Source organism: Oceanobacillus oncorhynchi, assembly GCF_000821065.1.
Classification (GTDB): domain Bacteria; phylum Bacillota; class Bacilli; order Bacillales; family Amphibacillaceae; genus Oceanobacillus; species Oceanobacillus oncorhynchi.
On the sequence record NZ_CDGG01000001.1, the window covers coordinates 1,324,142 to 1,345,511 of the forward strand.

At 41.6% G+C, this 21,370-nt stretch carries 14 protein-coding genes; all 14 read left to right on the top strand.

From position 1 onward, the window contains the following. Positions 1 to 15 precede the first annotated feature (15 nt). The 14 genes from cysI (at position 16) to BN997_RS06150 (ending at position 21,328) form a co-directional block, all read left to right on the top strand. Positions 16 to 1,749, top strand: coding sequence for an assimilatory sulfite reductase (NADPH) hemoprotein subunit (gene cysI / locus BN997_RS06085; RefSeq protein WP_042530581.1), 1,734 nt, complete (start codon positions 16 to 18; stop codon positions 1,747 to 1,749). A gap of 135 nt (positions 1,750 to 1,884) precedes the next feature. Then, complete coding sequence (gene cobA, locus BN997_RS06090; protein ID WP_042530583.1) at positions 1,885 to 3,375, top strand: uroporphyrinogen-III C-methyltransferase; 1,491 nt, start codon at positions 1,885 to 1,887, stop codon at positions 3,373 to 3,375. 84 nt (positions 3,376 to 3,459) lie between these two features. Beyond that, the gene (locus BN997_RS06095) at positions 3,460 to 4,236 is read left to right on the top strand and encodes a sirohydrochlorin chelatase (RefSeq protein WP_042530586.1); all 777 of its coding nucleotides are present in this window, start codon (positions 3,460 to 3,462) and stop codon (positions 4,234 to 4,236) included. Further along, entirely contained in the window at positions 4,236 to 4,850 is a 615-nt protein-coding gene (locus tag BN997_RS06100; RefSeq protein WP_042530588.1) for a precorrin-2 dehydrogenase/sirohydrochlorin ferrochelatase family protein, read from the top strand. The genes BN997_RS06095 and BN997_RS06100 overlap by 1 nt, the downstream gene beginning before the upstream one ends. A 194-nt stretch (positions 4,851 to 5,044) precedes the next feature. Next, complete coding sequence (locus BN997_RS06105) at positions 5,045 to 6,922, top strand: anaerobic ribonucleoside triphosphate reductase (RefSeq protein WP_244882336.1); 1,878 nt, start codon at positions 5,045 to 5,047, stop codon at positions 6,920 to 6,922. Continuing rightward, positions 6,919 to 7,383 (top strand): anaerobic ribonucleoside-triphosphate reductase activating protein, encoded by a 465-nt coding sequence (nrdG, locus tag BN997_RS06110; RefSeq protein WP_244882337.1) that lies wholly within the window; start codon positions 6,919 to 6,921, stop codon positions 7,381 to 7,383. Before BN997_RS06105 ends, nrdG begins: the two co-directional genes overlap by 4 nt. Before the next feature lie 781 nt (positions 7,384 to 8,164). Further along, complete coding sequence (locus tag BN997_RS06115; protein WP_042530589.1) at positions 8,165 to 10,801, top strand: cation-translocating P-type ATPase; 2,637 nt, start codon at positions 8,165 to 8,167, stop codon at positions 10,799 to 10,801. A gap of 226 nt (positions 10,802 to 11,027) precedes the next feature. After that, positions 11,028 to 13,340, top strand: a complete 2,313-nt coding sequence (locus tag BN997_RS06120) for a polyprenyl synthetase family protein (RefSeq protein ID WP_244882338.1) — start codon at positions 11,028 to 11,030, stop codon at positions 13,338 to 13,340. Between the two features lie 861 nt (positions 13,341 to 14,201). Further along, positions 14,202 to 15,815, top strand: coding sequence for an ATP-binding protein (locus BN997_RS06125; protein WP_042535845.1), 1,614 nt, complete (start codon positions 14,202 to 14,204; stop codon positions 15,813 to 15,815). Continuing rightward, complete coding sequence (locus BN997_RS06130; protein ID WP_042530591.1) at positions 15,812 to 16,513, top strand: response regulator; 702 nt, start codon at positions 15,812 to 15,814, stop codon at positions 16,511 to 16,513. The genes BN997_RS06125 and BN997_RS06130 overlap by 4 nt, the downstream gene beginning before the upstream one ends. Before the next feature lie 183 nt (positions 16,514 to 16,696). Beyond that, on the top strand, positions 16,697 to 18,385 hold the full coding sequence (locus BN997_RS06135; RefSeq protein WP_042530593.1) for an SLC13 family permease: 1,689 nt from the start codon (positions 16,697 to 16,699) through the stop codon (positions 18,383 to 18,385). A 779-nt stretch (positions 18,386 to 19,164) separates the two neighbouring features. Next, on the top strand, positions 19,165 to 19,494 hold the full coding sequence (locus BN997_RS06140; protein ID WP_042530596.1) for a helix-turn-helix domain-containing protein: 330 nt from the start codon (positions 19,165 to 19,167) through the stop codon (positions 19,492 to 19,494). A gap of 246 nt (positions 19,495 to 19,740) precedes the next feature. Next, the gene (locus tag BN997_RS06145) at positions 19,741 to 20,577 is read left to right on the top strand and encodes an ABC transporter ATP-binding protein (RefSeq protein WP_052484931.1); all 837 of its coding nucleotides are present in this window, start codon (positions 19,741 to 19,743) and stop codon (positions 20,575 to 20,577) included. 46 nt (positions 20,578 to 20,623) lie between these two features. Next, a complete protein-coding gene (locus BN997_RS06150; RefSeq protein ID WP_042530598.1) occupies positions 20,624 to 21,328 on the top strand; it encodes an ABC transporter permease in 705 nt (234 codons plus the stop codon). Positions 21,329 to 21,370: the final 42 nt, after the last annotated feature.

A 21,370-nucleotide genomic window follows, 5' to 3' on the forward strand; every position in this document is an offset into this window, starting at 1 on the left:
AAAGGAGAATCAGAAATGTCAGATAGTAAAACAGTTAATAAACCGGTCCATATTCAGGACGGACCGCCAAGTGATGTAGAAAGAATCAAAAAAGAGAGTAATTATTTACGCGGGACATTGGAAGAAACGCTGAGTGATCCGTTAAGTGCAGGGATCCCGGATGACGATAACCGGTTAATGAAATTCCATGGAAGCTATTTACAGGATGACCGGGACCTGCGTACCGAACGGCAGCGGCAGAAGCTTGAGCCTGCCTATCAATTTATGGTGCGGGTCCGTGTGCCCGGAGGAGTTGCTACACCGGAGCAATGGCTGGTTATTGATGAATTGGCCAACACCTACGGGAATCAGACGATTAAATTGACTACCAGACAGGCGTTTCAGATGCATGGCATTTTAAAGTGGAATATGAAAGCAAGTATAAAAGGGATTAATGATGCTTTGATGGATACCCTTGCAGCCTGCGGAGACGTTAACAGGAATGTTATGTGTAACCCTAACCCGGATCAATCGGAGGTGCATGCAGAAGTCCACGAGTGGTCAAAAGTATTGAGTGACTATTTATCTCCGCGCACGAATGCGTACCATGAAATTTGGCTTGATGGGGATAAGGTGGTTGATTCTAAAGAAACTGATGAAGTAGAGCCAATGTATGGAACGGTTTATCTGCCAAGAAAGTTTAAGATTGGAATTGCAGTTCCGCCATCCAATGATGTGGATATCTTTTCGCAGGATTTAGGTTTTATTGCTGTTCTGGAGGATGGAAAGCTTCAAGGATTCAATGTATCGGTTGGCGGCGGCATGGGCATGACTCATGGCGATACCAATACGTATCCGCAGCTTGGAAGAGTTATCGGTTTTTCTAAGCCGGATCAAATCACGGATGTAGCCGAAAAAATCATTACCATTCAGCGGGATTATGGAAATCGTTCCGAACGAAAATATGCACGCTTTAAATATACGATTGATGCCAGAGGGATTGATTGGCTTAAAAATGAGCTGACGGAACGTTTAGGCTGGCAGCTGGACGAAGCACGCGACTTTCATTTTGACCATAACGGCGACCGCTATGGCTGGGTGAAAGGGACGAAGAATCGCTGGAATTTTACGCTTTTTATTCAAAATGGACGTATTCAGGATAAAGAAGACTATCAGCTGATGACGGGACTGCGGGAAATTGCCAAAATTCATACCGGAGATTTCCGTTTAACGGCAAATCAAAACCTGGTAATCGGAAATGTCACCAGTCAGAAGAAAAAGGAAATCATCGCGCTTATCGAGCAGTATGGACTGTCAGATGGAAAAGAGCAATCTGCATTACGCCGTAATTCCATGGCTTGTGTTGCATTTCCGACCTGCGGCTTGGCGATGGCTGAATCAGAGCGTTATTTGCCTTCCTTGATTGAGAAATTAGAAACACTGCTGGAAGAAGAAGGGCTACGTGATGAAGAAATTGTCATTCGGATGTCTGGCTGCCCGAACGGATGCTCACGAGCAGCATTAGGAGAAATTGGCTTTATTGGGAAAGCCCCAGGAAAATATAATATGTATTTAGGAGCAGGATTTGCCGGACAGCGTTTAAGCAAAATTTACCGGGAAAGCATTGGAGAAAAAGAAATTTTAGAAACGCTGCAGCCGATTATCCGGCATTATGCAAAAGAGCGTCTGGATGGCGAACACTTCGGTGATTTTGTAGTTCGAAAAGAGTATGTGAAGGCTGTTACTTCTGGAGTAAACTTTCATGATTAGTTGAAAACTTTAAAGAAGACGCAGGGCAGCGGTTATCGCCCTGCTCTTCTTTAACTTTAAGAAAAGCAGAGCTGTTGACTTGAATAGCCGATTTGATACGAAAAAGTTTAGAAATGGATGAAATGAGGGTGACGAATGATGACAAAACCAGGATGTGTGTATTTAGTCGGAGCTGGTCCTGGAGATATTGGGTTAGTGACATTAAAAGGTTATACGTATTTGCAGCAGGCAGAAGTTGTTTTATACGATAGGCTGGTTAACCCTCTCTTACTGGAATATGCTTCGCAGCAAGCAGAATTTATATATTGTGGTAAAATGCCTAAAAAACATATACTGCGTCAGGAAGCAATTAATGAATTATTAGTAAAGCATGGCTTAGAAGGAAAGAATGTTGTGCGTTTGAAAGGCGGCGACCCAAGCGTATTCGGCCGGGTAGGCGAGGAGGCAGCTGCACTTGAACAGGCCGGTGTGCCTTACGAGATTGTTCCAGGGATAACGGCGGGAATCGGAGCTGCTGCTTATGCAGGCGTGCCTGTTACACATCGTGAGCATAGCTTATCCTTTGCTGTTATTACAGGTCATGATAAGTCGCCTTCAGGTGAACCGCTGATTGACTGGCATGCTTTAGCGAACGGGATCGACACCATTGCGTTCTATATGGGATTGGGCAATCTGCCTTACATTTCAGAACAGCTCATCTCACATGGGCGGTCTTCGGATACGCCAGTTTTATTAATTCAATGGGGCACGACCGGAAAACAGAGAACGCTGCAGGGAAATCTTGCAACTATTGTACAGAAAGCAAAAGCGGCACAGTTTAAAAATCCAGCTATCATCTTAGTAGGAGATGTAAGCACACTGAAAAAAGGAGAAAGCTGGTTTGAAAGCAAGCCGCTGTTTAGTCAGCATTTGCTTCTCGGGCGGGCTGGTGAAGAACCGAGTGAGATGGCTCGGCATTTACGGGAGCAGGGAGCAGAGGTTTTTGAATTTCCGCGGATGCAAAAGAAAAAGCATCTGTTGAAAAAAGCCGATATTCCGGCAAATCGGGATCTTCTTTTTCTATCACCGGCAAGTGTGGACATTTTCTTCGAGTCTCTGCAGGCAAATAAAATCGATATTCGAAGGATTCAAGGCGAATTCTATGGAATTTCTAAAAAAACAGTAAAGGCCATAGAATCCTATCATTGTTTTGGAAAAGAAATAGCAGAACGGAGCCCCGACGCTCCCCCGCTGGTAATATTAGGAGATCCGGAAGGCTTCCATCGAAAAGAGCAGCGTTATCCATTCGTATTTGAGCCTGATTTCATTGCTACGCATAGCTTTATTCGTGTGCAGCAGACGGAGCAAACGTTCAGCCGTCTTCAGGAGGAGGAGCGTATCGAAACGATCATTTTTCCTAATGCGCGTTCTGTGAAAACAGTGACGGAAGGGTTTCAAGCTTGTGGAGAAACGCCAGAAAACATTAGTACCTATGCACGCGTGATTTGTTTTGGAGAAAAATCAAAACAGGCTGCTGTCAAAGCAGGGTATGCTGTTTCGGAGGTATTATCTGAACCAACCGAAGAAGCACTGCAGGAAGTTCTTTTGCAAAAAGAAGCTCCGCTGGTTGCTGCGGCCTTGTCTTAAAATTTTTCAGTTTTACAATTAATATCGTTCATTAAGCAGAAATTTGCTAGACTTGAAAGAGAATAAGAGGAAGGGGAATACAGGATGCAGGCTATTTTATATATCGGGCATGGAAGCCGGGTACAACGAGGGAATGAAGAGCTGCTGGCTTTTGTAGACAGAGCAAAGAAAAAAAATTCGCAGATTCAGATACAGGAGACCTGCTTTATCGAACTTGCTTCGCCATCCATCCAAACGGGCATCGACAGCTGTGTCCGGCAGGGAGCAGCACAGATTGCAGTGGTGCCTGTTCTATTGCTTTCAGCTGGGCATGCAAAGCAGGATATCCCAAAAGAAATAGAGCAGGCTGAAAAACGCTATCCAGATATCACCTTTACGTACGGAAAGGTGATGGGAGTTGATCCGGCAATCATTGATTTACTAAACAAACGCCTGGAAATGGGAGGGCTGAAGCAAACCGGTAAATCGCCTGTGTATGAAGAACGCGAAGCTGCTTCTGTATTACTTGTCGGCCGAGGCAGCAGTGATCCGGATGCGAATAGCGACCTTACTAAAATTGCACGCTTATTATGGGAGGCAGCTCCGGTAAATGAAGTAAATACATGTTATCTGGCAGCAACCCGTCCTACATTGGATGAGGGACTGGAGCAATTGCTTAAAAGTCCTAATTCGGTGGTGTATGTTGTCCCCTATTTGTTATTCTCCGGTGTATTAATGAGGGAGCTGCGCCAGAAATTAGATGAACTCTCTGAACGGACAGATAAACAATTTATTCTTTGTCCGTACTTGGGATTTGATGATCAGCTCGTTACAGTCTTAGTTGACCGGGTCGAAGCATTGCTGAAAGGAAAAGTCAGCTGATGCACATGCCGCTTTTTTTAGAGGTGAAGAATCAGACCGTCATTGCAGTCGGCGGAGGAGCTGTTGCAGCGAGAAAAGTACGTCATTTTTTAGATGCTGGAGCTGCTATCACTATCATTGCGCCGAAGCTTCATCCATTTTTGCAGCAGCTTTATCAAAAAGGAAAAATCAAGTGGCAGGAAAGAGAGGTTCACGAGGGAGAACATTTTAATTGTCTATTTCTTTTATTGATGACAGATAAGAAAGAACTGAATATGTCCCTTTATGAAAACAAACAGCCGCATCAGCTGGCTTATGTTGCCAATGATGCCATGAAAAGTGATGTATCCTTTCCTGCTGTTCTTCAAAGGGGAGCGCTAAGCCTTGCGTTGTCCACCGGCGGTGCGAGTCCAGTTTATGCAAAACAGTTAAAAAATAAGCTGGCGGATCAGCTGCCAGCAGAAATAGAAGCTGATCTTATCTTTCTTGATCAGGCAAGAAAAAGAATCCTCACCCTGCCTTTAACACCCGAGCAAAAAAAGCAGATTCTGCAGAAAATTACAGAAGAGGAATTCCTGCGGCAGGGTAACCGGCAGCAGCTTCTGGAAGAAATGCTTGAAGCGGTTCAAAAATGACTTAAAAAATTCATAATCGGGATAGAGAATGAGAAGAAAAAGTGGTAAAAGTCATAAAATATCCATTTGAACTCCTTTCTAACCTCCTTTACCATAGAACTATATATAGTTTGATTTTGTTTTTAAACATACTATATATAGTTTTTCGAGTGCGTTGAAACGTATTTGCGGAGACGAAGAAGGAGGAATAGAAGATGGCGGAAGTAATGACTGCTCCTGAAAGTACAGAAGCAGATTTAATGCAGGATTTTCAAGAGATTGTATCCAGCACCAATCAGGATTTAATACAGGAAAATGCCAATGTGGACGGGAAATCACCATGCGGGCAGATGAACAAGTTTGCTAGTGAAAGTGCAAAACTTTATGCGAAAGAAAAGATGTTGAGCCGGGAAGCGAAGCAGGCAATGGAGGATAATTATATTCATATTCATGATTTAGATTATATGCCCACAGGGACAGCGACCTGCTGCCAAATTCCTTTAGGAAAATTGTTGGAAAAAGGGTTTAACACGGGGCATGGACATATGCGCTCCCCACAAAGCATTCTGAGTGCGATGGCATTAGCGGCAATCGTTTTTCAAAGCAACCAAAATCAGCAGCATGGTGGACAGAGCTTCCAGGCGTTTGATTATGATTTAGCGCCGTTTGTGAAGAAGTCCTATCAAAAGCGGCTGCATAGATTACAGCAATATCAGCTTCCCCTTGCTCCACAGGAATTGGAGAAGTTAGCTTGGGAGGAAACGGATCGGGAATGCTACCAGGCCTGTGAAGCGTTTATTCATAATTTGAACAGCCTCCATTCCAGAAGCGGCGGTCAGGTTCCATTTACGTCAATCAATTATGGAACAGATTCAAGCAGAGAAGGAAGACTGATTATAAAAAATCTTCTTTTAGCTACACAGTCTGGTTTAGGAAAAGGGGAGACCCCAATTTTTCCGATTCAAATTTTTAAAATGAAAAAAGGCGTTAATTTTTATAAAGCGGATCCAAACTATGATTTGTATCAGCTTGCTCTGGAAACAACAGCAAAAAGGCTTTTTCCAAACTTCAGCTTTATCGATGCACCCTTCAATTTCGTTTATTATGAAGAAGGAAACCCGGATTCGGAAGTAGCTTATATGGGCTGCCGCACGCGTATTATGGCTAATCGTCATGGAGAAGAAAATAGTCTCGGGCGCGGCAATATCTCCTTTACCAGTATTAATTTAGTGAAAATAGCGCTGACCTCATCAACCGTCGAGGCATTTATGGCGAAATTAGAGGTCTATACGGAAATGGTCATTCGTCAATTGTATGAACGGTATGTATTTCAGGCAAATAAACTTGTGAATAACTTCACTTTTTTGCATGGAGAAGGCGTCTGGTCAGGCAGTGACGAATTAAATCCAGAGGATACATTGGAAGAGGTGTTGAAGCAGGGGAGTTTAAGTGTCGGTTTTATTGGCCTGGCGGAGTGTTTAAAAGCATTGACAGGCAAGCATCATGGAGAATCAGAACAGGCACAGGAACTCGGAGAAGAGATTGTTGCCTTTCTACGGAAGAAATGTGACGAGGCTGCAGAAGACTATGATTTGAATTATTCGCTGATTGCAACACCGGCAGAAGGGCTGAGCGGCCGATTTGTGAAGCAGGATCGCAAGGATTTTGGGATAAGAGAAGGGATTACAGACAGAGATTATTATACAAATTCGTTTCATATCCCAGTGTACTATCCGATTCAAGCTGTGGAGAAAATAAAACGGGAAGCTGTCTATCACCCATATACCAATGCGGGTCATATCACTTATATTGAAGTAGACGGAGATGTCAGCAAAAATATAAAAGCTATCGATATCCTTGTGAAAACCATGGCTGAAAGCGGTATTGGTTATGGCAGTGTAAACCATCCGGTCGACCGCTGTAAAAGCTGCGGCTATACCGGAACAATCGATAACGCGTGTCCAAGCTGTGAAATCACGGATGAAAGACAATTTGACCGGATTCGCCGTATTACCGGCTATCTGGTAGGAACGATGGATAAATGGAATACAGCAAAAGCATCGGAAGAACGGGACAGGGTGAGGCATGTATGATGGAAATAGCGCGGGTTTTATCCATTTATCATGATTCGGTCGTCGACGGAGAGGGATTACGTACGGTTATTTTCTTTGCCGGCTGTCCCCATTACTGCAAAGGATGCCATAATCCAAGGTCGTGGAATATACGAAATGGCAGAGAGATGGATGTGCAGCAGATTGTCAAGGAGGCATGGAATCCATTGACAGATATTACATTAAGTGGCGGGGATCCATTCTTTCAGGCAGAAGCTGCAGCAAGTGTTGCCAGACAATTGAAGGAGCTTGGGAAAAATATATGGGCGTATACTGGATGGACGATAGAAGAGCTGCGTGAGAACAAAGATCCACATCAGCTGGAGTTACTTAAATACGTGGATGTGCTGGTGGACGGTCCTTTTATATTGGCTGAGCGGGATTTAACCTTATCCTTTCGCGGCAGCCGGAATCAGCGGATTATTGAGATGGGGAATGAGTAGAAGTAACATCGGCAGAAAAACTGACCAGAGACAAGGTCAGTTTTTTTGATGGACAAAAACTGACTGTTGCAAAGTCTATATTGGCTTTTGGCAGATTAGAGTATATCCAAGCAAGCATAAAAGGAAAAAGAAGTATATAATAGCTTCCATAGCAGCAGGATAAGTTAAAACATTTTTAAAAGATAAGGATCAACACCAAAATCTATGGTTGGAAAATATAATTAAATGTGATAAAAGCAACTAGCTAGCGGAGGAAATACACGGAGACTCCTATGGGAAAGCGCAATGGTCTTCGGTGGGGCGAGTAATCGCAAAAGCTCTTCGATGGGGCGAGTAATCGCAGTCCCAGTCCCAGTGTGAAGACCCCGCAGAAAAAAAGCGAACTTCTTTTTTTCTACCCTCGGGGCATAAGTGCGACTTTGCTTCTGTCTGCGCCTGACGGCTTGCCAATCAGCAAGTCTTCTTTAAAGGAGGCTGAGCGCAAGCCCATGGAAAGCGTAGTGTATTTCCGTAGCGGTCGCTTACAGCAAATATATATCTACTATGTCACCCATAGATTTTGGTGAAGAGCTAAAGATAAATATGAAGATTTTGTAAAGATTCCTTCTTTTCTGCAGTAATAAGGTTTCAATCGAATGAAAAAAGGCAATAGCTCAAGATAAAGAAAAACCTTTCATTGCTGTAATATGTTAAAAATGGGGATGGAATGTGTTGAAGAATGCAAAATAAGCAATAAATGCACTCTATAATTGAAAAATGAACAAGCAGGGAGATTTTGAAAATGGAAATGTATCAAAAAAAAGCTGCAGATGTTTTGGAAGAATTAGAGGCTTCCCAACAGGGGCTATCAACCGAAGAAGCAGCATCTAGACTGGATCAATACGGATATAATGAGATAGCGGATAAAGAAAAAGTACCGACGTGGAAGCTTTTCTTAGAGACCTTCAAAGATCCGATGGTTATTGTCCTGTTAGCGGCGGCTGCAGTACAAATATTGATTGGAGAATGGGTAGAATCCATTATTATCTTTCTTGTTCTGCTGATTAACTCGGTAATCAGCGTGGTACAGACGAGAAAAGCGGAAAGCTCGCTGGAGGCATTACGGGATATGTCTGCCCCAGATGCGAATGTGATGCGGGATGGAACCGAAAAAACAATCGCTGCCAAAGAGCTTGTTCCCGGTGATATTGTCTACTTAGAAGCGGGAGACTATATACCTGCGGATGGACGTATGCTGGAAAGCGGCTCTTTACGAGTAAATGAAGGAATGCTTACCGGCGAATCGGAGGCGGTAGAAAAGAACACCGATATCATTGAGGACGAGGCTGCTTTAGGAGACAGACTAAATATGGTGTACAGCAGCTCTTTGGTTGTTTATGGACGGGGAACCTTTGTAGTTACCGGTACAGGAAACCAAACAGAGGTCGGTAAAATTGCCGATATGCTTTCTACTGCAGAGCAGAAAGAAACGCCGTTACAACAGAAATTAAACAGCTTCAGCAAGAAGCTCGGTGTTGGCATTTTGATTTTATGTATTGCTATTTTTGCTGTTCAGGCAGCTCGTATCTGGTTTGGCGACAGTGAGGCAGATACAACCACTGCATTATTAAATGCGCTGATGTTCTCGGTAGCTATCGCAGTTGCTGCTATCCCTGAGGCTTTGCAATCGATTGTTACCATTGTCTTATCTGTCGGCACAAATAAAATGGCAAAGCAGCATGCCATTATTCGTAAGCTGCCAGCTGTAGAGACACTTGGGTCTACACGGATTATTTGTACAGACAAAACAGGGACACTGACCCAAAATAAAATGACCGTTACCGATGATTTTATCCCTTTTCATAAAAATGAACGTTTACCGGAGAATCCGGATGAATGGGATAAGTCCGAGAGATTTCTTGTCTATATTGCAGCCCTTTGTAATGATTCGTATATTAATCAGGAGAACCAAGAGATTGGCGATCCGACGGAGGTTGCTTTAATTCAATTTGCGGATAAACATGCGCACAGTTATCAGGAATTACGAAAAAAATATCCACGGGAAGCAGAACTGCCATTTGATTCTGACCGCAAGCTGATGTCCACTGTTCACCATATGGACGGGGAACGCCTGTTATTTGCCAAGGGCGGTCCAGATGTAATGTTTCATCGCGCAAGTCATGTGCTGCTGGATGGTGAAGAACAGCCGTTGACCGATGATTTGCTGGAGCGGTTTGAAGGAGCCAATGAAGACTTCTCCAACCAGGCTCTGCGCGTATTGGCTTATGGTTATAAACACTTGCCTGATAATCAGACAGATATTACGTATGAGGATGAGCGGGATTTTGTGTTAGTCGGACTGACTGCGATGATGGATCCGCCAAGGGAAGCGGTGTACGGATCGATTGAAGAAGCAAAAGCAGCCGGGATCCGGACCATTATGATTACCGGCGATCATAAAACTACTGCACAGGCAATTGGTCGGGATATCGGCTTAATGGAAAATGAGGATATTGCAATCACAGGAAAAGATCTCGATAAGATGTCAGAGGAAGAATTAGAGGATAAAATTGAGCAGATTTCCGTTTACGCCCGCGTATCACCTGAAAATAAGATAAGAATTGTCCGAGCCTGGCAGCAAAGAGGTGCTGTAACAGCCATGACGGGTGACGGAGTGAATGACGCGCCTGCTTTAAAACAGGCGGATATTGGTATTGCGATGGGAAGCGGAACGGATGTATCCAAGGATTCGTCGGCAATGATTCTGACCGATGATAATTTTGTATCTATTGTTAATGCTGTTCAGGTCGGGAGAACTGTATTTGATAATATTAAAAAAGCAATCGGTTATTTATTTGCCGGGAATCTTGGAGCCATCCTCGCGATTCTGTATGCTGTTATCTTCAATCTGCCGAATCCATTTACAGCGTTGCAGCTCTTGTTTATTAATTTAGTCAATGACTCGCTGCCTGCAATTGCGTTAGGTGTGGAAAAATCAGAGGCAGGCGTGATGAAGCGGAAACCGCGTCCGGTTAACGAAGGTATATTTGCCGGCGGTACGCTGCGGACTGTTTTGACAAGAGGGATTTTAATTGCTGCTGCTGTTGTTATTTCTTTCTATATTGGTCTGTCCCATTCCAATGAAATGGGTGTGGCGATGGCATTTACGACGTTGATTATGTCACGTACCCTGCAGACCTTTGCTGCACGTTCGAATACACAGACATCGATTAAAATTGGCTTCTTCTCTAATAAATATGTGATAGGAGCAGTTGTAATCGGGTTTGCTTTATATGGGATAACGCTGCTTCCTTTTGCAAGAGAGGTGTTTAATATACCTGCTTCCTTTGGTTTCCAGGAATGGGGAATTGCAACAGGACTGGCAGCTGCCGCTGTGGTTTGTATGGAAATAGCAAAAAAGATTTTTCATAGAGCATAAACGAAATGAATAGAAATAAGTTAAAGTGTGTATTCAAAAAGTCCTTTTTAACGGGCTTTTTGAATAACCTCTTAAAAAAATATGCCGTTTTACTTGGGATTTTTAGGTCAGGTAAACGGCATATTTTTAACAAATGTAAAGATTTTGTTAAGTTTTGCTTGCATCATTATTGTGTACGGAACATCGTGGTATACTTAATTACTTAACAAAAAAATGAGGACGGAACATGCAGATGGACAAAGATTATTTTCAGACAAAGCAGGAGCAGGCAAAGGCATATTTTCAAACGCTGCAGGCTCAAATACAAGAAGAGAATTTTGCGTCAGCCTTGATAGAGACGCTTCATCAATATCAACAAGATAAAAAGAAAACATGGGTAAATATAGATCATTGGAAGCAGCAGCCAAGCAAATTATTTATTTCTTATTTAGCGAAATCAGGCCAGCTTGATGCTTATTTGCATCGAAGTATTTCGTACATTTATTTCCGTGACCTGGGAAGGGATATTACCTCTGAAGCAATGCAGAGCAGAATAACTGCTGTCACAGAAGGTGTCAAAAATTACTTGAATCAGAAGGAGCAGCGAGTGCCGTTTCATCTGACAGAGCTTTACCAAATGGCACAAAAAGAATCGCTGGAAGAAGTATTCTTCTGGGTATCGGATAAACTTAAACGTGTCTCCGCGATACTTCCGGATGGTTTGGATAAAAACGAAGCGAAACGAAAAATAATGAAGATTATTGCTGGTGTCGTTATGCATGAATTGGAAGAATTGGATGGAGAACTGTCCGAAAATCGGAGGAGGCAGCTGTTAGATCAGGCTGTTCGTACAGGATATTATTATGGGTTGACCTATCCGTTGATTGATGATGTGCTGGATGCGGACGTGTTAACATTATCAGAGAAGAAGACTTTCGCTTATTTTATCCGGCAGACGTTATTCACAGGGGAGGTGCTTCCAGTAAAAGCTGACGATTGGCAGGAGAATCATTGGGAATTCATTTCTGCTGTGCATCAGGAGCTGTCGGAAGCATTTCATTATTTAAAATCCTGCCAGCCGGAGGAGAATAGACAGCTTTTTCTGGAAAATGCGTATTTATTTTTCGAAGCACAGGAACTGGACAGGCAAAAGCATTTGGATAATGGCAGGTATACCAATGAAGAACTGTATACATCTGTTATTTTAAAATCGGCTTCCTCCAGACTGATTATCCGTTCGTTTAAGCCTTTTTCAGAGGTCGAGAACATCGAAGCAAATATGTTTCATTACGGGATGTATAACCAGCTTGCGGATGATTTAACAGATTTAGATGAAGACCTGGCGAATAGGAATGTCACGCCGTATACGTATTTTGTGACGTATCGTGAACAGAATTCTAATTTAATCAATCCCTTTGCCATGTATTGGTCTGTTATTTATTATTTTATTCATAAGCTCTATCCGGGAAAGCCGGAGATAAGAGATGTTATTTTGGACAGGGCAATAAACGGTTTAAAACGGCTAAAGGCAAGATTGGGAAAAGAACGCTATCAGAAATTGATGCAGCAGTTTTCCTTTGATCCGAATTTTGACAAAGCTTTAGAGAAAACAGTACATCGTACGCACAACGTAGCATTCTTTGATAAATGGATCCGTGATCAATTTTTAGATACATTAAAACAAAATCAGCAATTAAAGAAACAGTTTGTATCGAAAATGAAAGAAATCAAAGAACAAGTAGAAGAACAGCTTCCCTTTGAGTCAGCGAAAAATTCGTTAGAAGAAGCGGCAAACGACAGCTTGTCAGGCAATGCGAAGCGTTTACGACCAATGATGACATGGGTGCTGGCAAAAGAAGGGCTTCATCTTCCAGACCATTTGGTCCTGCCCTTAGTAAAATCAATAGAATATATGCATACCGCCTCGCTTATTTTTGATGATTTGCCGTCACAGGATAATGCACCCGAAAGAAGAGGCAAGCAGACGCTGCATGAGAAATATAATCATGCGACGGCGGAACTGACTGGACTTTGGTTAACACAGCGCGCTGTAGAAGAGCAGGCTGTAATCAAGCATCAAGAACCTGGCAGGCTGCTAGAGCTTATTGCTTATTCCACCTGGACCACCCAAAATATGTGTCAGGGACAATTTTTGGATTTGCAGGCAAAAGGAAAGCAATTAACGCTGGATGAGCTGAGAGAATTATCGGTTTATAAGACCTCCTTTGGTTTTGAAGCGGCCCTGATGATGCCGATGATTATGGCTGGAGAATCGGACGAGCGGAAGCAGGCAGTCCAGCGTTTCGCGTACCACGCAGGCATTGCCTTTCAAATCAAGGACGATTTATTAGATATAACGGGGGATGCGAATCTGTTGGGCAAACAGCCGGGAAGAGACGAGCGGAATAACAGCTCGACGTTTGTGTCCATCCTTGGCAAGGAAGAAGCACAGAAGGAAATGTGGCGTCACTACATGGCAGCAAGAAAAGAATTCACGTTGCTGCCGGATATCCCTTTCTTTTATCAGCTGTTAGATTATTTAATTTTGCGTGATCATTGAGTTTGCTCGTATTGCTGCCGGCTTTGTAAATCTGGATGATCTTAACATACGCTTTATTGTATGTGAAGGTTATCCGGATTTTTTCATGAATTGTTATTAAAAACAGGAGAGAGAAATAAAAGCAGTTGGATTTTGAAAAGTTGTGCGATACAATGTGATTGGATTGGAAATAAATGAGAACGAAAGCGGTATATACCGAAATATTAGAAAAAGAGGAACTATCAATCAATGCAACGATTAAAACACTTTTTGCTGTATCTTTACAGAATAGCCTTTGCTGAAATGAAAAAAGATAAACAGCTGCTACAGAGGGGAAAATTCGCAAAAAAGACCTTGGCCGAATTCTATATACAAATTATGCATTTTTAGTTATGTATACGATCATGTACCTGCTGGCTGTGCTCTATGTAGTTAGTGGTATCTTTGATCATCCTTTTGGTTTTTTAGGAATCCTATGGACAGGACTCTGGATTTGGATATTCAGCATTTTTTATCGGAAAATATTTTTGAACAGGAAAAAGAGATTTTTGCAAGAATTAGGGGTAGAACTTTAGTATATCAAATCAAAAAATCTCTTGTTATATCTCCTGTGAAAAAATACATCAAGCTCTTATTACATAGTTAGTTCTTTTAACAATTTGAATGAACAGTGCCTATTTTCATAGCTTATCGAATTTTAACAGAAAGCAGTGAAAAATATAGCTGATTTACGTTCGGGCTTTCGAATCTGTGTTATTATTTTTAAATATACGGACAGTTATGGAGTGTGCTGGGAAAGCTGCACTCCTTGATATGAATAAAAATTGTACAATTGTAAAAAAAGAAGCAGTTTTGGCTGAACAGGGAGGAGGACGAGCTGGTATGCGGAAAAAAGACATGCCCTTCATGCTTCAAATGCTGCTGTTCACCAGCGGATTAATCTGCCTGACGCTGCTTGTTACAGGACTGCTTATTGGATATAATCAAGCAGCAGATACAAAGGAAGCGCTTGCTGATAAAGCGAGCTTGAGTGCAAGTCATTTTGCCCGCATGCCTATCGTTGCGGATGCGCTTGCAGAAGGGGAGGCAGATGACGAGCTCCGCACTATTGCAGCCGAGGTTCGCGAGAATAATAATCTACAATATATTGTGTTGATGAATATGGAAGGGATCCGGCTGATGCATCCTGTTCCGGAGCGGATTGGAGAACATTTTGTCGGCGGGGATATTGATGATGTGTTTGAAGGAAAAAGCTATACGTCTGAGGCAGTTGGCACTTTAGGACCGTCGATGCGCGCTTTTGAACCGGTTTATGATCAAGATGGTATGCAGATCGGAGCGATTTCTGTAGGGATTTCCACAGAGGTTATTAATCAGGCTGTATGGGATAGTGTAAAGATAACTATTTACGGAACAGCTGTAAGTCTTATTCTCGGTTTAGCAGGCTCTTACCTTTTAGCAAGAAGGCTGAAGAAAACCTTATTTAACCTGGAGCCTCAGGAGATTGCCTATCTGATAGAGGAACGGGAAGCAATGCTTGACAGCGTAAGTGAAGGAGTTATCGCTATTAATGCAGACGGTCACATCATTATTGCGAATCCATCCGCGGAAATAATGCTGGAGCGCGCCGGGCTTCATGAGAATATTATTGGACAAAAAATAAGTGAGATCTGGCCTGAACTGTCACTGGAAGTATTCGTAAACGGGGAAAAGGCCGTTTATGATAAAGCTGTCCGCTTCGGTGAGTTAGAAATGATCACGAACAGTGTTTCCTTTCAAGTGGATAAACATAATGTCGGGGCACTTGTCACTTTCCGGGATCGAAATGAGCTGGACGCCATGATGAAGAAGCTTTCTGGAGTAGAGTCCTATGCCCATACGTTACGGATGCAGACGCATGAGTTTATGAATAAGCTTCATATTATCGGAGCAATGGTCTATACCGAATCCTATGAAGAGCTCGCGGAATATGTAGATAGCCTTTCCATGATCTATCAGCGGGAAACAGGGATTATTTCCGCTCATATTGATGATGTAGCCATTGCAGGATATTTATTGACCAAATTGGAGCGCCTGGAACAGCTTCAAATTGATGTAGATATACAAGGGGAAAATAAATGGCCGAGCCTTTCTGATCCAACAGCTGTTGACCGCTGGATAACGATTATTGGAAACAGCCTGGAAAATGCAGTCGAGGCGATGGTCGGTCAGGAAGAAAAAAAGGTCACATTGATTTTTGATGTTTTTGATGGAGCGTTATTCTATGAAATCCGTGATAATGGAGAAGGATTTGACGTCGAGGATTTACCTTCTATCCTGGAAAAAGGCTATTCGACAAAAGGATTGAACCGCGGCTACGGGATGACGATTATGATTAATGCAGTTAAAGCAGGCAATGGAAATTATCATATCCAATCTGAGATTGGTGCAGGCGTTTGTTTACAAATTACGATGCCATATGAATGGAACGACAAAGAGGGGAATAATTCACAATGATACGGATAGCTATTATTGAAGATGAACCGCTTATTGCTAAATTTCACCAGAAGTATATTGAAAAAATTGATGGATTTTGCTGTACAGGGAGTGTAGAAACGCTCGAGGAGGGTATTGAGCTGGCAAGGCACCCCGATGTTGATTTGATTTTACTGGATGTTTATTTACAGCAGAAAAATGGGCTGGATGTATTAAAACAAATCCGTTCAGAAGAAATAAATGTGGACGTTATTTTAATCACATCCGCCAATGATCAGCAATCGTTACAGACTGGTTATCGCTACGGAGTAGTAGATTATCTGCTGAAGCCATTTACCTTCGAACGTTTCCAGGCGTCCCTCCTACGTTATCAGCAAACCATAAGAGTGACGGAAGGAAAGGTGCATCAATCAGAAGTGGATCGTTTATTTCACCCGCATGAACAGCCTGTTGTGTTAAAACCGGAGGATCTGCCAAAAGGAATCACGAAAGAAACATGTCGAAATATATTAACGGTCATGATGGAGCATGAGGATTGGCTGTCAGCGGCAGATTTAAGTGCTCATGCAAACATTTCCCATGTATCCTTGCGTAAATATTTACGTTTTTTTGAGGAAAAAAGATTGCTTGAAAAAAATGTGATTTACCATAGCTTCGGACGTCCGCTGCAGCAGTATAAACTCTCACAAACAGGAAAAAACAATTTTCGTCATTTCTAGAGGATGTTCAAAACGTCCAATAAAAATGACACGGCGAATTTCTACGTTGACGAGCTATTTATCGAACTTTTTGAACACGCATTTCTAGTTTCGATTAGTTAAAAAATATATACAAACCAGAGAAAATAGACGAAAATAAGAATAACCATTTTTGGTAAGCGTTTTCAGAGAGGGGTATGAACGATGAACTATGTAACATCGGCATGGAACGAACTTTGGAGGCAGCATAAACGTACAAAAAGTCTATTAAATATTTTTGCTCTCCATAAAAATGTTACTGAAAAAGATGTTGAAAAACATAAACAAACTTCTGCAAAGGACAGCACGGTTCAGGGGCAGACTGAAGATTCAGGCGACGAACCGCCAAAGAAACCTTATTCCAGGGCACAAATCGTCGGTTTAATTTTAGGACCGCTTTTATTCGTTTTAACGATGTTATTTTTTCAGCCGGAAGGATTATCAGCCGAAGGAAAGGCTGTTCTGGCTACGACATTATGGGTAGCCACATGGTGGATCACAGAGGCATTGCCTATCCCGGCTACGTCGCTTCTGCCATTGATATTGATCCCGATAACGGGAGCGATGGAAGGCGGAGATGTTGCTTCTGCCTATGGAAATGATATTATTTTTCTATTTTTAGGCGGATTTTTTATTGCCACAGCCATGGAAAAGTGGAATCTGCATAAGCGTATTGCCCTTTTCATCATTGCGGTAATTGGAACAAGTGTACAGCGAATTCTGCTTGGTTTCATGGCAGCTACCGGTTTTCTTTCTATGTGGGTTTCCAATACGGCTGCGGTAATGATGATGGTTCCAATGGGGCTGGCGATTACAGTACAGGTAGCAAGTGTGTTAAAAGGAACTCCGGAAGAAAAAGAATTACCAAAGTTTGAAAAATCCCTGATTTTTGGGATTGGTTACGCTGGAACAATCGGCGGTTTGGGAACATTGATTGGAACACCTCCGAATATTATTCTGGCAGGGCAGCTGGATGAGTTATTCGGTGTAAATATTTCTTTTGCAACGTGGATGCTGTTTGCTTTTCCAGTAGTGGTGTTTATGCTCTTTTTTACATGGTTATATATAGGTAAAATTGCGTTTAAACCGGGCATCAAGCAGCTGCCTGGCGGAAAAGAATTAATCCAGCGTGAAAGAAGTAAACTGGGGAAAACAGGCTATGAAGAGAAGATGGTCGCAGTAGTGTTTATTTTTGCTGCATTTATGTGGATTACAAGAGATTTCCTCTGGACAGATGGAAATTTTAGCATTGTTAACGTTCCAGGGATTTCTGATGGGATGATTGCAATTGTAGCCGCAGTATTATTATTTGCTATTCCAGCAAAAAAAGAGGAACGTATTTTATCTTGGAAGGATTCCCGTGATATTCCATGGGGCGTACTCCTGCTGTTTGGAGGCGGATTGGCAATTGCTGCAGGTTTTACAGAAACAGGTTTATCCGATTGGCTCGGGGAGCAGCTGACTGTTTTAGACGGCTTCCATATTCTTGTGGTTATTGCTGCAGCAACCTTGATGATTATGGCTCTGACGGAGATTACTTCCAATACAGCAACAGCGACCATGATTTTGCCGGTAGTTGGAGCATTGGCCGTTGCGTTAAACATTCATCCGTTTGCGCTGATGATTCCATGTGCACTGGCAGCAAACTGTGCATTCATGCTACCGGTTGGAACACCGCCGAATGCCATTATTTTCGGTACAGGAAAACTGAAAATTATTGAGATGATCAAAACCGGATTCTGGGTCAATATCGTAGGAACAATTATTATTATTTTAGCTGTGTATTATTTTGTTCCAATAGTTTGGGGAATTGATTTAACCTCCATTCCAAGTGAATTCTTGAGCGGGAATTGATTGGAATTAGGCAGCTGGATGGTATTTATGTATTCGATTTTTACTTGTAATATAGATCATAACGAAAGCCTCCTTGGAATTCAATTCAGGGAGGCTTTCGTTATATGATGCAGCCTCAGCGATGAAATAACTTTGATTCAGCCTTCCTCTTATACACCAACCTAAGAACGATTTCTGCGATGCCTTTCTTTCCCGCCCTTCATGGCATTTAATTCTTCTTTATTCTTTTTCTTCTTCTTTTTTCCTTTATCTACGCTCATTCCAATACCTCCTTTTTGGTTAGTATGAGCCAAATATCAGAAAAAATGTAACTGCAGGCTATGCGTTTTCACAAGAGAATGAACGGATGAGTTGTATATTTTCATTTCAATTCTGCAAAATAAAAAGAGAAATCATGACGATAACGGAGATGAAAAATCAGCAAGAGTCTTCGCTTCAAGTAATGCAACCCAACTAACAGGACACTCGAAGTCTATTACAGAGAATAAAGATAAACAACACAAAGCTTGGAGACATTGTATAATCCGCAGTGGGTTACTTTAGTTTTTTCGACAGATTTATATGGAAAGATTATATGTAAAAATAAATCCTTTTAAATGAATTAATCATATCGGTTATCTAAATAACTTAAATTGTTTTAAAAACGGAACGATTGTTCATCTAATTTATTCTTCTTCTGATTATATTTAGCCTCTATCTAAGAACAAACTGTTAATTTTTAATAATAGAACTCCCCAGCAATATTATGATATAATTTTCAGAAAAAGCAGGTGAAGAACTTGATTGGTGAAAAAATCAAACAATTACGTCAAAAAAAGCGAATGTCGCTATCAGAACTGGCTGAAAAGGCAGGAGTAGCAAAATCCTATTTAAGTTCCATCGAGCGAGACCTTCAATCAAACCCCTCCATCCAATTCATTGAGAAAATCAGCCAAGTGTTAGAGGTTTCTGTGAAAGAGTTAATAATTGAAAACAACTCGATACATGAAACAGAGTTAGATAGTGAATGGGTGAATATTGTAAAAGAAGCAATGGAATCTGGTGTGTCGAAAGAGCATTTTAGAGAATATCTAGAATTTAATAAATGGAGGCAGGAAAAAGAGAATTAAGTCAGTAAATCGTTCAGCAGCTTTATGGAAATCATCGAGAGTTATTTTATAATCAATTTTTCGCAGTGTAACTGGCTTTAATGAAGTTTCTATTTATCATTTATATTTAATTGTAAGATAAATAAATGTAATATGATAAATAGCTATAATAATATCCTTTGAACATAGATCATTTAGCGAAGGAACTGTAAAAAGGCAGGATTGAGTATGTCAGTATATACCAAATGATATGACAAGGAGAATTACATGAATCAGCTTGTAGAGCTAAAGAGTATCAAGAAAAAATACGGGAAGAAAACTATTTTATACGACATGTCACTTCGCTTGGAAGAAAAGCAGGTCATTGCTGTATTAGGCGGGAATGGCAGTGGAAAGAGCACCTTTTTACGTATGGCAGCAGGAGTAGAACGACCGGATTCAGGGCAGGTAGTATACGCTGATAAGAATATCCGGATAGGGTATGTACCAGAACGGTTCCCAAACTATCTCCGTTTTACACCAAATGAATATTTGCACTATACCGGAAGGATAGGCGGTATTTCAGAGGCTGAGCTCAAACAGCGTATTTCGTCGTTATTGCATCGGTTTCAATTGGATAAATGGAGTGACCGGCGAATTAGCACGTTGTCTAAAGGGAATATCCAAAAAGTAGGTATTATTCAAGCCATTCTTCCGCAGCCGGAGCTGCTAGTTTTAGATGAACCGTTATCCGGGCTCGATTTTTCCGCGCAGCAGGAATTACTTTTGATTCTAGACGAATTAAAGGAACGAGGAACCTCCATTCTATTAACCTATCATGAAGCTCCCATTTTTGAAGAGGTTGTTGACCAAGCCTATTACATAAAAGATGGGCAATTAACAGAAGAAAAACTTGTGGAAAAAGATGCTGTGAAGGTGATTGAAGTAAAGGGTTTAACGGATATAGATGTGCAGGAATGGAACGAACTAATAAATAAAGAAAGAAGAGAAAATAGCTTACTGCTATATGTGAATTCAGAAAATAGCGATCAGATCCTGTCCAGGATTCTTGAATTGCAGGGAAGCATTGAGTACGTCGGAAACATCGATTATAAAATAGAGTGAAGAACAAATTATGTGCTTGTTCGTTTTACATAAAGGAGAGATTTATTTGAAAGTAGTCATTAAATACAGCTTGCATGATTATATTCGTTCCCATAAATATTTTCCGCCGGTCTCCACCTTTATTGTATTGATTGCTGTTTTTTATACATATAAGCCGAATCCAGTTGTCGATAGCTATGCAATTACGGCATTGTTTATGTTTGTGATATCTGCATGGCTGTGCATGAGCGTCTTGTCTCTAGATTCACCAGTACAAAGACAGCTGCTGATTTTAAATCTGAGAAGCAGCTATCGATACTACTTGGCAAAATTAGCAGCCGTTTGGCTGATTGCCTTGCTATTGGCAGTGTTTGCCTTTCTTTATCCGATTATATTTCATCTATTTTCTGATTCTGTATCCATGACAGTTGGCTTCGTATCGATAGTGAATCATCTCCTATTGGCTGCGCTCGGAATTTGTATTGCCGCTTTTTTCAGTAGCGTAATGATGGAAAGTGCCATCAATGCCTATGGCGGTTTAGCACTGACGGTCATTCTTTCCATTGCTGCACTAGGTATCGAGAATGCTTTACCGGCATCTCTCAAATATATTACATGGATTATTCCACCGGCCACGATTACCCAGAAGCCGCTATTTCAATGGGAGGAAGAAAACCTGACCCATTTATCGGGATTTCCATTTTTATGGATAATGGTTTATACTGGGATTATTATGGTGCTATTTCTGATAATGGCAAATAGAAAACGTTGATTACTACGAAAAAGAAATAAGAGATTTACAATATAGAAGTAA